This window comes from Pseudonocardia yuanmonensis, from assembly GCF_039542425.1.
GTDB classification, from domain to species: Bacteria; Actinomycetota; Actinomycetes; order Mycobacteriales; family Pseudonocardiaceae; genus Pseudonocardia; species Pseudonocardia yuanmonensis.
This window is the reverse complement of sequence record NZ_BAABIC010000024.1, coordinates 79334-93735: the sequence shown is the minus strand read 5'-3', so window position 1 is coordinate 93735 and position 14402 is coordinate 79334. Positions and strand designations below refer to the sequence as shown.

Here is a 14402-nt window from a genome sequence, read left to right as displayed (position 1 = left end):
GTGAGCGTGTCAGCGGTCGGCTGTGGACCGGCTGAGAGGCCGGCCCGCGACCCACCCGCCGTCGGCGAGCAGCTCGGCGGGGGTGCCGTGCTCGGTCACCCGCCCCTCCCGGACGACGTACACGTGGTCCATCCGTTCGAGTCCGGCCAGGTCGTGGGTGATCAGCACGGTCGCGCGGCCCGCGGCCGCGTCGAGCAGGTCGTCGAGCACGGCGTCCCGGGTGGCGGGGTCGAGGTGGGCGGTCGGTTCGTCGAGGACGAGCACCGCGGGGTCGGTGAGCAGCGCGCGGGCCAGGGCGAGCCGCTGCCGCATACCGCCGGAGAGCCGGCTGCCGCGGATCCCCACGGGGTCGTCGAGGTCGAGGTCGAGGCGCACCCGGGCGAGGACGGCCCGCAGCTCGTCGTCGGTCGCCCCGGGGCGGGCCAGACGCAGGTTCTCGCGCACGGTGCTGTCGAAGACGTGCGGGTCCTGCGGCACGCCGCTCACCACGGCGCGCACGGCGTCGGGGGAACGGTCCAGCAGCTCGGTCCCGCCCAGCCGGACCGAGCCGGCCTCGGCGTCCCGGAAGCGGAAGAGGACGGCGGCGAGCGTGCTCTTGCCCGCCCCGCTCGGGCCGACGACGGCGACGTGCGCCCCCGCCGGGACGTCGAGGTCCAGCCCGTCGAGCACCAGGGGACCGTCGTAGCGCGCGGTCAGGTCCCTGATCCGCAGGTCGGCGGGGCCGGCGGGCACCGGTTCGTCCGACGCGGGCCGCACCTGCGGCGGGGTGTCCAGCACGGCGAAGAGCCGCTCGCCGCTCGCCCGGACCGCACCCAGCCGGGCGGCCGCCGCGGGCAGCGGCGCCACGATCTCGAACGCGGCCAGCGCGGTCAGCACCAGCACGGCGAGCGGGATCGGGCCGAGCCGGCCGTCCGACACCGCGGCGACGCCCAGGAGCAGCGAGCCCCACAGCGTGAGCCCGGCGAGCAGCGCGGTGGCCCCGGCGCCGAGGCCGAGCAGGCGGGCGTCGCGCCGGGCGGTGCGGGTGAGGTCGGCGTCGGCCGCCTCGACCCGCGCGACGGCCCGGTCCATCGCCCCGTAGGCGACGAGGTCCGGCGCGCCCTGCAGCGCGTCGACCAGCGCGGTCGAGAGCTCGGCGCGGGCCGACGTGGCCCGGCGGCCGGGTCCGCGGCCGGCTCGTGCGGCGAGCAGCGGCACGGCCACCCCGGCGAGCACCAGGCCGGCCGCGAGCAGCAGCCCGCCCTCGGCGAGCAGCGCGGTCGACAGCGCGACCACCCCGCCCCCGACCAGCAGCGCCGACAGCGGCGGCGTGAGGCCGCGGACCAGCAGGTCCTGGGTCGCGTCGGTGTCGCTGACCAGCCGCGAGACGAGGTCGCCGGAGCGGAACCGGCGCATCGGCTCGGTGGCGGCCAGCCGGGCGTAGACGCGGTCGCGGGCGTCGGCGAGGGTGCGCAGCGCGGCGTCGTGGGTGACCAGGCGCTCGAGGTAGCGCGCCACCCCCCGGGTCACGCCGAGTGCCCGGGTGAGCACCACGGCCACGCCCAGCGCCGTGACCAGCGGGTGCGTCGCGGCCGTCGCGATCAGCCAGGCGGCGAGCGCGAGCAGCCCGACCCCCGACGCGGTCGCCACCGCCCCGAGCAGCACGCCCAGCGCGAACAGCCCACCCCGGGGTCGCGCGAGCCCCAGCATCCGCACCACCCCGTGGGCGCGAACTGCCCTTCTCGCGGCACTCATCGCTCACGACCCCCACTGACCGGCGCGGGAGCGTCCAGTCGGACGAGCTCTGCGTCGGCCGGCAGCTCGTCCGCCCAGGCCGGGTCGTGCGTCGCGATCACGGCGGTGCGGCCCTCCACCAGCCGCCCGACCGCGCGGCGGACCGCGGCCGCGTTGTCCGGGTCGAGGTGCGCGGTCGGCTCGTCGAGCAGGACCAGCGGCGGGACCGGCGAGCACTCGGCGCGCAGGAAGGCCCGGGCCAGTGCGACCCGCTGGCGCTGTCCCGCCGACAGCCGCGCACCCCGCTCGCCGAGCCGCGTGGCGTACCCCTCGGGCAGCCCGGCGACGACGTCGTCGAGCTCGGCCAGGCCCGCCGCGCGGCGCACGGCCTCCATCGGGGCGTCGGGCTCGCCGAGGCGGATGTTGCCGGCGAGGGTGTCGTCGAACAGGTGCGGGTCCTGGGGGACCCAGGCGGTCGTCCGGCGCCAGCGGTCGACGTCGGTGTCGGCGAGGTCGTGCCCGCCCACGGTGATCCGGCCGGTTGCCGGCTCGACGAACCGCAGCAGGATCCCGAGCAGCGTGGACTTGCCCGCCCCGCTCGGCCCGGTGACCAACGTGGTCCGGCCGGCCGGGAGGATGAGGTCGAGATCGTCGAGCGCGGGCCGCTCCCGGCCCGGGTGGCGGACGGTCACGCCGTGCAGGCGGAGGTCCCCGGCGGGCGCGGTGCCGGTGCCGGCGGTGAGGCTCGCGGCCCGGTCGTCGAGTGCGGTGAACACCTGCTGCGCCGCGGCGATGCCCTCCATGCTGGCGTGGAACCGCGCCCCGACCTCGCGCAGCGGGAGGTACGCCTCGGGCGCGAGGATCAGCACGAGCAGCGCGGTCTCCAGGTCGAGCCGGCCGTAGAGCAGCCGGAAGCCGATCTCGACGGCGACCAGCGCGACGGCGAGGGTGGCCAGCACCTCGAGCACGAACGCGGACAGGAACGCCACCCGCAGCGTGCCCATGGTCGCCTCACGGTGCCGGTCGGTCACCTCGCGGACCAGCGCCGCCTCGGCCTTGGCCCGGCGGAACAGGGCGAGCGTGGGCAGCCCCTCGACGACGTCGAGGAAGTGCCCGCCGAGCCGGTTCAGCAGCGCCCACTGCCGGTTCGTCCGGGCCTGGGTGTGCATCCCGACCAGGGCCATGAACAGCGGGATCAGGGGGAGGGTCACCGCGACGACGACCGCCGACACCCAGTCCGCGCCCGCGATCACCGCGAGCACCGCGACCGGGACCATGACGGCCAGCACGAGCTGGGGGAGGTAACGGGCGAAGTAGTCGTCGAGCGCATCGAGGCCGCGGGTGGCGAGGGTGACCAGCTCGCCCGCGTCCCGGTCGCGGGGCACACCCGCCGTGACGTGCCGGACCAGCCGCATCCGCAGCTGCGACTTGGCCTTCGCCGCGCTGCGGAGCGCGGCGGCCTCCGCTCCGTAGGCGAGTCCGGCCCTGGCGACCGCGACCGCGGCGACGGTCGCGATCACCAGGGCGAGCTCCTCGAGCCCCGCGCCGCCGGTCGCGCGGGCGACGACGCGGGACACGAGCCACGCCTGCAGCAGGATCAGCCCGGTGAGGGCCGCGCCGCACCCGGTGGCGACGAGCAGGTGGGTGCGGACGGCGCTCGCCGTGCGCAGCAGGCGGGGATCCAGGGGTTTCATCGGTCTCTCAGTGGCTCACGGCGATGTGGTCGCGGGTGACCCGCTTGCGGAAGACCCAGTAGCTCCAGGCCTGGTAGGCCAGGACCAGGGGCAGGAAGACCACCGCGACCCACGTCATCACGGTCAGCGTGTAGGGCGCCGAGGCGGCGTTGTCGACCGTCAGCGAGCTCGCCGGGTCCGTCGTCGAGGGCAGGACGTCCGGGAACAACGACCCGAAGATCAGCACGGCCAGGGCGCCGACGGCCACCGCGGTGGCGGTGAAGGCCCACCCCTCGCGACCCCGGCGGACCAGGCCCGCCCCCAGGGCGAGGGCGACGACCGACACGACGGCCACGGGCAGCGTCCACGGCTCGCCGCTGCGGCCCTGGGTCCAGCCGGCGAAGGCGACCAGCAGCGGCAGCACGACCAGGGCCGACCAGGCCGCGAACGACCGGGCCCGCAGCCGGACCGGTCCGTCCGTCTTGAGGCCGAGGAACACCGCGCCGTGCAGCAGGAACAGGCCCAGGGTGAGCAGCCCGCCGAGCACCGCGTAGCCGTTGAACAGCCCGAACACGCTCGTCGTGACGACGTGGTCGGGGCCGATCGCGAGCCCGCGGACCAGGTTGGCGAACAGCAGGCCCCACAGGAAGGCCGGGAGCGCGCTGCCGGCGACGATCACGACGTCCCAGCGCCGCCGCCAGACGGCCGAGTCGACCTTGCCGCGGTACTCGAAGGCCACCCCGCGGCCGATCAGGGCCAGCAGGATCAGCAGCATCGGCAGGTAGAACCCGCTGAGCATCGAGGCGTACCAGGCCGGGAAGGCGGCGAAGGTGGCGCCGATCGCGGTGATCAGCCAGACCTCGTTGCCGTCCCAGACCGGGCCGATCGAGTTGATCATCACGCGCCGGTCGGTGTCGTCGCGCGACAGCACCGGCAGCAGCGCCCCGACGCCGAAGTCGAAGCCCTCCAGCACCAGGTAGCCGGTCCAGAGGACGGCGATGGCGACGAACCAGAGCAGAGGGAGGTCCATCGTGTGCTCCTTGGATGGTCGGACCCTGACGAGCAGGTCCTCCGTCAGTAGACGAAGGCGGGGACGCGGTCGTCGGTCTTCTCGGGCTCGACGGCGTCGTCCTCGGGGTAGGGCATGACGGCGGCGGTGCCCGCCTTCACGTACCGGAACAGCAGGCCGAACTCGACGACCGCCAGCACGGCGTAGATCAGCGTGAAGGCGCTCAGCGAGATCGCGACCTCGGTGAGGCTGACCCCGGGGCTCACGCTGTGTGCCGTGAGCAGCTCGCCCACGACCGTCCAGGGCTGGCGGCCCATCTCGGTGAGGATCCAGCCGAAGATGGTGGCCAGCAGGGCGGCGGGCAGCGCGGCGACGACCAGCCCGTACTGCCAGCGGTAGGGGAACAGTCTGCCCTTGCGCGTCATCCAGAGCCCGACGACCGAGATCGCCACGCCGGCCAGGCCGAGGCCCATCATCAGCCGGAAGGCCCAGTAGAGGAGGCCGACGTTCGGGATGTAGGTGCCGGGACCGAAGACCTGCTCGTAGCGGGCCTGGATGTCGTTGATGCCCTGGACGTCGCCCTCGAGGTCGCCGGTGGCGAGGAAGGCCAGCACGCCGGGGACCTGCACGTTGACGTGGTTGCGGCCGTCCTGGATGTCGCCGACGGCGAAGATCGAGAAACCGGCGCCGTGCTCGTCGTCCCACAGGGCCTCGGCGCTGGCGAGCTTCATGGGCTCGTACTGCGCCATGAGCTTGGCCTGGTGGTCGCCGCTCAGGGTGACGACGACGCCCGCGACCGCGGTGACCACGAACCCGGCCCGCATGCTCCTGCGGAAGAGCTCCCTCTCGCGCGGCTCCTTGTCCTTCAGCAGCTTGTACGCGCTGACGGCGGCGACGAACAGGCCCGCGGCGATGAACGCGGCCGAGACGACGTGCAGGTAGGTCGACCAGGCCTGGTCGTTGCCGAGCACGGCCCAGATACTGGTCAGCCGGGCCCGTCCGGTGGCCGGGTCGACCTCGAAGCCGACCGGGTGCCGCATCCAGGCGTTGGCCGCGAGGATGAAGTAGGCGCTCAGGTTCGTGCCGATCGCGGCGGCCCAGATGCAGGCCAGGTGGACGCGCCGGGGGAGCTTGTCCCAGCCGAAGATCCACAGGCCGATGAAGGTCGACTCGAGGAAGAAGGCGAGCAGCGCCTCCATGGCCAGCGGCGCCCCGAAGACGTCGCCGACGAAGGTCGAGTACTCGCTCCAGTTCATCCCGAACTGGAACTCCTGGACGATCCCGGTCACCACGCCCATGGCGAAGTTGATCAAGAAGAGCTTGCCGAAGAACTTCGTGGCCCGCAGGTACTCGGTGCGGCCGGTGCGGTGCCAGGCGGTCTGCAGGGACGCCACGATCACGGACAGCCCGATCGTCAGCGGGACGAAGAGGAAGTGGTAGATCGTCGTGATCCCGAACTGCCAACGGGCCAGGTCGAGTGCCATGGCGGCGGCTCCTCCCGAACTTCTACGACTTGTAGAGGTTCTGGCTCAGTTCTACACCGAGTAGAAGATCCGGTCACGTGCCGGGGCCCGTGTGTCCGGTCACCGCCGCTACGGTCCGGGCATGATCGGCGCGCGGCCCCGGGTCGGGGTCTTCCTGCTCGCCCCGGGCTTCCCGGGGCGCTCGGCGGGCGAGGTGCTGGAGGGGACGGTCGCCGCGGCGGTCGCCGCCGAGGAGGCCGGCTTCGACGCGGTCTGGCTCGCCGAGCACCACTTCATGACCTACGGGCTGTGCCCCTCGGCCGTCACGCTGGCCGGGTACGTGCTGGGTGCGACCTCGCGGATCACCGTCGGGACCGCGGTGAGTGTGCTGTCCGTGCAGCACCCGGTCGCGCTCGCCGAGCAGGCGCTGCTGCTGGACCAGGTGTCCGGCGGCCGCTTCCGGCTCGGGGTCGGGCGGGGCGGGCCGTGGGTGGACCTGGAGGTCTTCGGCACGGGGCCCGAGCGGCTCGACGGCGGGTTCGCCGAGTCGCTGGACCTGCTGCTGGCGACCCTGGCCGGGCCCCGGGTGCGCGGCGCCGGGCCCGCGTTCCGGTTCCGCGAGGTGCCGGTGGTGCCGGGACCGCGGGCGGGCGTCGACCCGCTGCTCGCCGTGACCTCGGAGACCGGGATCGGGCTCGCCGCCGCGCGCGGGCTGCCGATGCTCCTCGGCATGCACGCCGACGACGCCGAGAAGGCCCGGTTCGTCCGCGCCCACCGGTCGCGGGGCGGGCCGGACGTGGCGCACGTGAGCACGCACCTCGCACACGTCGCCGACACGACCGCCGGCGCGCAGGCGGAGGTGCGCGCCGCGCTCCCGCGCTGGCTGCGGCCGGGGCTCGCGGGCTACACGCGCTACGACGGCGCGCCCCGCATCCCGCGGGACGCGGACGAGTACACCGACCTCCTCTGCCGCCTCCACCCGGTCGGCGATCCCGGGCTCTGCCGCGCCCGGCTGTCCCGCACGCTCCGCCACACCGGCGCCCGATCCCTCGCACTGATGGTCGAGACCACCGGCGACGAGGCCCGGACCTGCGAGAACGTCGCCCGCCTCGGCGCGGAGGTGCTGCCCGGCCTCACCCTCCCCGCGACCCCGGTGCGGCGGAGCGACCGGGTCGAGGCGGCGGGGGAAGGGGTCGGGGAAGAGCTCGGCGCCACCGCCCGGTGACGGCCGCGGGGAACTCGCTCGCGCCCGGCCACACCTGCTCGCGTCCGGTACAGCCGTCTGGCTCGGTCGCACGCCCCGATGGTGCGTCGCACGGGCCGTCGACCTGATGTGGCCGGCGCGACGGGGTGTGCCGGCTCTGCCTCGGTCGAAAGGACGAGCTCGTCGGGCCCGACACCGGGGCAAACACGTCACGCGACTTGCCCGACGAGCCACCGCCGCCTCGCGCCCGCACAACCCCGGGGGCGTCGCACAGGTGGTCGACACGGTGTGCCGCTCGCCCCGGATGCGGGACCACGCCCTGACGTGCGCGCGGCGGCTCGTCGAGTGTGCGACCGGACCGTGCGGGTGTGCCGGGCGCCGGCGGACGCCGCGCGAGCGGACCGGGCGCCGGCCGACGGGGTCAGGCGGCGGTGGCGAGGACCGAGAGCGTGTTGTCGTCGTAGTTCGTGACGTACGCGGTCCGGCCGTCAGGAGCCACGGCGATCGTCGTGGGACTGCGCCCGACCTGCACCGTGGAGACGACCGCGCGGGTGCCGGTGTCGATGGTGGAGACGGTGCCGCCCCCGCTGTTCGCGACGTAGGCGTGCTTGCCGTCGGGGGCGAAGGCGACGCTCTGCGGGTTCGCCCCGACCGGGATCGTTCCGGTGACCTTCTCGCTCCCGATGTCGATGACGGAGACCGTGTTCTGGTCGTAGTCGACGACGTAGACGGTGCTCTGGTCGGGCGACACGGCCAGGCTGTGCGGGCTGCGACCCACCGGGATCACCGCGGTGACGGCGTGCGAGTGCCCGTCGAGCACCGACACGACGTTCGACTCGTGGTCGGCGACGAACGCCTTCGAGCCGTCCGCGGTGAAGGCGACGAAGTGCGGATTGGGCTTCACCGGGATCCGCCCGGTCACCGACTTGGTCCTCCAGTCGATCACGGAGATGTCCGCCGAGTCGTGGTTCGGGACCAGGATGGTGTTGCCGTCCGGGGAGACCGCGGAGGCGTAGGGGTGCAGGCCGACCGGGATGGTGTGCGTGACCGAGAGCGACCTCGTGTCGACCACGTCGACGGCGTTGACCGCGTTGGCGCCGGTGGTGGCGGGGTTGTAGACGCTCACGTACAGGCGCGCGCCGTCCGGGCTGATGCTGGCGAACTGCGGCGGTCCGTTGGGCACGGGAACGGTCGCCGTGATCCCCCGTGTGCCCGTGTCGATCACGGAGATCGAGTTGGAGCCGGTGTTCATGACGTAGGCGGTGCGGCCGTCGGGCGACAGGAGCACGTCCTGCGGGTTCTGCCCGACCGGGACGGACCCGGAGACGGTGGGGCCGGCGATGCTCGCGGCGACGTTCGCGGCCCCGGCAGGGGCGGTCGGAGAGGTACCGCCCCCGCGCCACAGGAACACCCCGATCCCCGCAGCGGCCAGCACCACCACGACGGACGCGACGGCGAGGAGGATGCGGACGGGGCGGCGCGGTCCGCGGCCCGAAGGACCGGCCAGCGGCGGGGGACCGGACGGCGTGCCGGGAGGAGCAGTCGGGGGACCGACCGGGGTGTCGGGGGGAGCAGCCTCGGCCGCTGCGGGCCGCGGCGGCTCGACCGCCGGTGCCGGCGGCGGCACGTCGACCGCAGGCGGTGCGGGCGACGGCGCGTCCGTCGCTGCGGCAGCGGCGGCCGGCGGCACCTCGGTCCGTGTGGGAGCCCCGACGGGCGCACCGGTGACGCCCGTCGCTGCGCCGGCGACCACGGGCGCTGCTGCGCCGTCCGCCACGGGCGCTGCTGCGCCGTCCGCCACGGTCCCCGCTGCGCCGTCGGCCACCGCCATGCCGTCGCGGCGCGGCTCCGGCACCACGGGGACCACGCCCTCGGGTGCGGCCCCGGCCCCGTTGCCCGGGGCCTGCTCGAGCGCCGCGGCGAGGGCGGCCGCGCCGAGCGCGACGACGTGCTTGGGGTGGGCGTCGACCGCGGTGGGCCGGCCCAGCGCTTCGGACACCATCTGCGACACCAGCGGGATGCGCGACGAACCGCCGACCAGGAGGACGGCGTAGAGGTCCTCCGGCTCGACCTCCGCGGTCCGCAGCGCCCGGCGGAGGGCGCGGACGGTCGCCTCGATCGACGGCCGCATCATCTCCTCGAGCTCGGCGCGGGTCAGCCGCACCTCGGTCTGCAGGCCCGGCAGCAGCACCGGGATGAGCGTCTCGATGTCGAACGAGAGCGTCTCCTTCGCCAGCACGCACTCCTGCCGCAGCCTGAGCAGGGCCGCCGCGTTCTGCCGATCCCCGTGGTCGAGGGCCGTCACCGCCCCGTCGAGGGTCCGGTCGACGAAGGCGAACACCGCCTCGTCGAAGTCGATCCCACCCAGACCCTCCACCCCCTCGGGCACGCCGAGGGTCTCGAAGCCGGCACCGCGGTGCCGCAGCACGGTGGCGTCGAAGGTCCCGCCGCCGAAATCGTACACGGCTATGACCGCCCCGTCGGGCAGGCGTTCGTTCGTCGCGTAGTGCGCCGCGGCGGCCTCCGGTTCGGTCGTCAGCGACACGTGCTCGACCTCGGCGATCCGCGGCACCGACCCGAACAGCTCGAGCTTGTAGGGCCCCCAGTTCGCCGGGTGCGTCAGGACCACGTGCTCCGCCGGCCCGCCCTCGCGGTCCGCGACCTTGTCCACGACGGCGTGGAGCAACGAGGCCAGCACGGAGGCGACCGAGTGCGGCGCTCCGCCGAGGACGAGCGGCGTGGGGTCGCCGAGGCGGCGCTTGAACTCGCGGGCGACCCGGTCGGGCTCCATCATCGCCCGGCGGTTCGCGGCGTCCCCGGTGAGCACCGGACCGTCACTGCGCCAGAGCACGACCGAGGGGATGGCCGCGGTACGGTCGCCGAGCGTGGCCATCTCGACGGCGCCCCGGCGGTCGACGGCCGCCGCCGTGTAGGTGGTGCCGAGGTCGATTCCGAGGCTGTAGCCCACCGGGCCTCCTCCAGACGTCACAGGGGGCGGCAACGGCCCGAGGCCTCCCGCCCGTCAACCTCCCGGGCACCGCCGCACCCGTCATGAGTAGTGCGCTACTCACCCCGGACGGCGGCGGCGGCCCGGCTACTCATGCCCTGCCGCTCGTGGCCGACGACGAGCTCCCCGGTCGCCGCTCATCCGGGGCCGAGCTCGCCGAGGATGCCCTCGCAGCTGCGCACCAGCAGCCGCGCCGCCCGCCCGACCTCGCGCGGCGAGCCGGGGTGCTCGGCACGCAGCTGCCACCGCAGGAGCTGGTCGGCGGCGGACTTGCGGACCTGTTCGGGTCCGGCGTCTGCGGTCAGGCCGAGGCGGGCACGCGCGTCCGTCCCGGCCGCCCCCAGCAGGAGCTCGGCGGCCGCGAACTCGTCGGGGGAGAGCGGGACCGCCCCCGAGCGAACGGCGTCCAGGAGCGCGATCTCGGCGAACTCGTGGGCCTCCGCGCGCACCCGTTCGACCTCGCGCGCGAGACCGGACCCGGCCGGTGGCGGGAACCGCCGCACGACCGACTCGAGGCCCAGCAACGCCGACCGGGCCTTGAGGATCTCCGCGCGCGCCGCGAACTGGTCCGCCAGCACCGCCCGCAACCGCGGCAGGCCGCTCGCCTCCGCCAGCGCCGCCGCGAGGTCGCCGGCGCTGCCGACCTCGCCGTCGCGGACCATGCGGGTGGCGAGCCGCAACCCGAACATCCCGAACCGGTCGAGCAGCATGGCGCGCTCGTCGGGCAGCAGCGGGACGTCGGTCGGTGCCGTGCGCAGCCGGTCGGCGGTGAGCAGCAGCCGGTCCAGGTCCGGCGCCCGCGCGAGCACCTCGATGATGCGGTACTCGCTCTCCCGCAGGGCGGCCGCGGAGGACGCCAGCAGCCCCGCCACCGGCACGACGGTGCGGCACAGCGCCCGGATCCTGGGGTCCGCGGCGTACCGCGTGGCGATCCTGGCGGCGACGTCGAGCGCGTCCGGGCGGGCGTGCCCCACCTCGTCCGCGCGGGCGAGCACGCCCACGGTGTTCACCGGGTTGCGGTCGGGTGAGCCGTCCCTGAACGCCTCGAGGAACCGGACGTCCTCGCCGTGCACGTGGCGCATCAGGTAGACCACCGCGTCGACCTCGGCGGGACCGCCCTCGGACTCGGCCTCCGGGGTCAGCAGCGCCTCGGTCCGCTCGCCGAAGGCGGTGCTCGTCGAGCCCATGCCGGGGGTGTCGATCAGCGACATCGTCCGCAACGCCGGCGCCGGCCACTCGACCACGAGCCGCTCCACGTCCTCCGCGGTCACCCCCTCGAGCCGGATGTCGAGCGCTCCCTGCACGCGCCCGAACGGCACCTGTCGTGGCGGCCCCGCGCGCGGATGGAGCGCCACGCGATAGGTGATCCCGTCGACGTACCAGGTGACGATCCGCGTGCATTCCCCGGCGTCGGTGGCGGCGAGCTGCTGCCCCACCAGCGCGTTGAGCAGCGTGGACTTGCCCGCCTTGACCCGGCCCGCGATCGCCACGCGGAGCGGTTCGGCGAGCCGCGCCGCCACGGCGCGCAGCTCGCCCTCGGCCGGGCCACCGGCGTACTCGCCGATCGCCGCCCGGACGAGGGCGGCGACCCGCCGGGCGACCTCCGGCCCGCTCATCGCGCCGGCTCCGGGGCGGTCCGCGCCAGCATCTGCTCCGTGCGGGCGCGGAGGGTGGCGAAGAGCTGCAGGTCCTTCCGCAGCCGGCGCAGCTCGTCGGCGGCGTCCTCGTCGCCGCGCACCGCCTCGCGCGCGGCGTCGAGCGCCTCGGTGGCCGACCGCTGGAGCTCCTCGGCCCGCCGGGTGTACCGCTCGCGCATCTCCTGCTGCGCTCGCCGGACCGTGTCCCGGGAGTCCTTCGACACCTGCAGCGAGAACTCCTCCACGAACCGGCGCACCGCGGTGCGGGCGGCCGACCGGCGCTGCTCGACCGCCCGGCGCCGCTCCTCGCCCAGTGCGGCGCGGCCCATCAGCAGGCCCGCGACGATGCCGACGGGGCTGGGGATCACCAGCGTCGTCAGATGCGCGAGCATCGTGAACATCATGTAACCGGCGTAGGTCTTCTGGAAGATCGCCATCTTCCCGGTGAGCTTCTTCGGGGCGTCGAGCGCGGCCGTGTCGATCGAGAGCTGCTCCAGCACCCCCACCGGCGCCCGGACCGTGAGGATCTGCTTCTCGACCAGCTCGAAGTGCTCGGCGACCCGCTCCGCCAGCTCGTCGGCGGCCGTGGTGAACCGCGCGTAGTTCTCGAGCGTCTCCGCGGCCAGCCGCGAGCGCAGCCACTTCTCGAACTCGTCCCAGTTCTTGGCGGGATCGCCCTCGTCGATCGCCCGCTCCGCCTCGGCGAGCACCGCCCGGGTGCGCACCCGCAGATCGAAGTCCACGTCCGAGGAGATGTCGGCGAAGCCGTCGAAGAGCACCTGCTGCCACCGCGAGCTGCGGCTGCGCAGGGTGTCCGCCCTCTCCCGCGCCCGGGCGAGCTCGGCCCGCACGTCGCCGGCGTCCTCCGGGCGACCCAGAGCGGCGGCCCGCGCCGAGAGCGCGGCGACGATCTGCCCGATGGCCGAGAGCAGGTGGGCGCCGAGCGACTGCAGCGCGACCCGCTCCGCGTCCTCGATCACGTCGCCGATCCGGTGCACGAGCGGCGGGAACCCGGACTCCTCGTTCAGCTCCGCGTCGCCGCTCTCGGCCGCGGCCGACCGCACCTGCGAGGACACGGCGAAGGCCGCTACCGTCACCCCCTCCCGCGCCAGGTGCGCGAGGTCGAGCTCGAGGATGCGCCGCCAGTGCGGGTACAGGTCGGTCTTGGTCAGGACGAACAGGACCGTCGGGCACAGCTCGGCCACGGTCCGGAGGAAGCGCAGCTCCGCAGCCGTGAGCTCCTGCGAGGAGTCGGAGACGAACAGCACGGCGTGCGCCGAGGGCAGCGCGCTCGCGGTCACCGCGTTGCGGACCGACCCGAGCCCGCCGACCCCCGGCGTGTCCACCACGATCAGCCCGGACTCCAGCAGCGCCCGGTCCACACCCACCGTCACCGACCGCAGGCGCCGCCGGTTGCCGGGGTTGCCGGCCTCCGCGACGTGGTCGGCGATCTGCTCGAACGTGATCGTCTCGGTCCACGGCGAGCCGACGTCGCCGTCCTGCGGCTCGTACACGGCCCGGGCGCTCGGCTCGGCCGCGAACCGCACGACGGTCGGCACGGCCGTGGCGATGTCGTCGTCCACCGGACACACCGAGGTGGTCAGCAACGCGTTGACCAGCGAGCTCTTGCCCTGCTTGTACTCGCCGACGACGTACACCGTGACGCCGGAGCCCGACAGCAGGTCCCGGGCGCCGCGCAGCCGCTCGACGAGATCATCCCGACCGTGGGCGACGGCGCCCTCGATCGCCAGGTCCACGGTCTCCCGGCCGTAGCGCACCGCGGCGCTCGGTCCCTGCTGCTGGATCATGCTCCCCCCGGACCGGCCCCCGACCCCCCGGCGACCCTGCCCGGCGCCGCGGTGGACGCCGGCGCCTGTCGGACGTGCTCAGAGGTGCTCAGACGTGCTCAGACGTGCTCAGACGTGCTCGGACCCGGACATGTCGTGCGACTGCTGCATGTCGTGGTGCTCCTGGTCACCACGGCGGCCGTGGTCCTCGGACCGGTCGTGGTCGTAGCGGCCCTCGTCGTGCTCGGAGCGCATCCCCTGGTGCTCGTACCGGTGCTCGTCGTCCCGGTGCTCGTCGCGGCCCCGGTGCTCGTCGCGGCCCCGGTGCTCGTCGCGGTCACGGTCGCGGTGCTCGTCCCGGTCCCGGCGCTCGTCCCGGTCGCGGTCGTCGCGGTCCCGGTCGCGGTGCTCGTCGCGGTCCCGGTGCTCGTGCCGGGTCCCTTCGAAGTGCCGGCCGTGCTCCTCGCGACCGTGGTGCTCGCCCCGGTGTCCCTCGCGGTGCTCCTCGCGTTCGTGCTCGCGGCGCTCACGGTCGTGCTCGCGGCGCTCCTCCCGCTCGTGCTCGCGGCGCTCCCGCTCGTGCTCGCGGCGTTCCTCGCGCTCGTGCTCGCGGCGTTCCTCGCGGCGGTGCTCCTCGCGCTCGCGCTCGCGGAGTTCGTCGCGGTCCCGGTGCTCGTGCCCGAAGACGTCCCCGCTGCGGGTGTGCTCGCCCGTGCTCTGGTCGGCCATGACGGTCCCTCCTGCCCGTGCCTGTCCCTGGCTGGGTCCCTCGCGCGGTGGCGACCGACCGGTCGCCGGGCAGCAGTGTCGAGGCGGCCGCGGCCCCGCGTCGTGAGTAGCCCGGTACTTCCCTCCGCCCCGGTACGCACGGGACTACTCATCCACGCAAAGCAGGACCTGCGGAGACGG

Annotated in this window: 9 protein-coding genes; 1 reads left to right on the top strand and 8 read right to left on the bottom strand. The window is 74.7% G+C overall.

Translation table 11 applies throughout. The features are described 5' to 3' along the window. Positions 1-9: 9 nt before the first annotated feature. From cydC to ABD990_RS27875, 4 genes are read right to left on the bottom strand one after another with little or no spacing between them, the layout of a single operon-like run. Entirely contained in the window at positions 10-1689 is a 1680-nt protein-coding gene (cydC, locus tag ABD990_RS27890) for a thiol reductant ABC exporter subunit CydC (RefSeq protein WP_345383728.1), read from the bottom strand. 41 nt (positions 1690-1730) lie between these two features. Continuing rightward, positions 1731-3407: a thiol reductant ABC exporter subunit CydD gene (gene cydD / locus ABD990_RS27885; protein ID WP_345383727.1), complete on the bottom strand. Its 1677-nt coding sequence runs from the start codon at positions 3405-3407 to the stop codon at positions 1731-1733. A 7-nt stretch (positions 3408-3414) separates the two neighbouring features. After that, positions 3415-4416, bottom strand: coding sequence for a cytochrome d ubiquinol oxidase subunit II (cydB, locus tag ABD990_RS27880; protein ID WP_345383726.1), 1002 nt, complete (start codon positions 4414-4416; stop codon positions 3415-3417). 44 nt (positions 4417-4460) lie between these two features. Beyond that, positions 4461-5879, bottom strand: a complete 1419-nt coding sequence (locus ABD990_RS27875; protein ID WP_345383725.1) for a cytochrome ubiquinol oxidase subunit I — start codon at positions 5877-5879, stop codon at positions 4461-4463. A gap of 121 nt (positions 5880-6000) precedes the next feature. Here ABD990_RS27875 and ABD990_RS27870 point away from each other — a divergent pair, with 121 nt between their 5' ends. Then, positions 6001-7083 carry an LLM class flavin-dependent oxidoreductase gene (locus ABD990_RS27870; RefSeq protein ID WP_345383724.1) on the top strand — a complete coding sequence of 361 codons (1083 nt, stop codon included), beginning with the start codon at positions 6001-6003 and terminating at the stop codon, positions 7081-7083. Between the two features lie 400 nt (positions 7084-7483). Here ABD990_RS27870 and ABD990_RS27865 read toward each other — a convergent pair whose 3' ends face one another. The 4 genes from ABD990_RS27865 to ABD990_RS27850 all read right to left on the bottom strand — a co-directional run bounded on the left by ABD990_RS27865 (position 7484) and on the right by ABD990_RS27850 (position 14222). Then, positions 7484-10030, bottom strand: coding sequence for an Hsp70 family protein (locus ABD990_RS27865; RefSeq protein ID WP_345383723.1), 2547 nt, complete (start codon positions 10028-10030; stop codon positions 7484-7486). A gap of 176 nt (positions 10031-10206) precedes the next feature. Further along, positions 10207-11685 carry a dynamin family protein gene (locus ABD990_RS27860; protein WP_345383722.1) on the bottom strand — a complete coding sequence of 493 codons (1479 nt, stop codon included), beginning with the start codon at positions 11683-11685 and terminating at the stop codon, positions 10207-10209. Beyond that, positions 11682-13514, bottom strand: coding sequence for a dynamin family protein (locus ABD990_RS27855; protein WP_345383721.1), 1833 nt, complete (start codon positions 13512-13514; stop codon positions 11682-11684). The genes ABD990_RS27860 and ABD990_RS27855 overlap by 4 nt, the downstream gene beginning before the upstream one ends. 108 nt (positions 13515-13622) lie before the next feature. Next, positions 13623-14222: a hypothetical protein gene (locus tag ABD990_RS27850; RefSeq protein ID WP_345383720.1), complete on the bottom strand. Its 600-nt coding sequence runs from the start codon at positions 14220-14222 to the stop codon at positions 13623-13625. Positions 14223-14402: the final 180 nt, after the last annotated feature.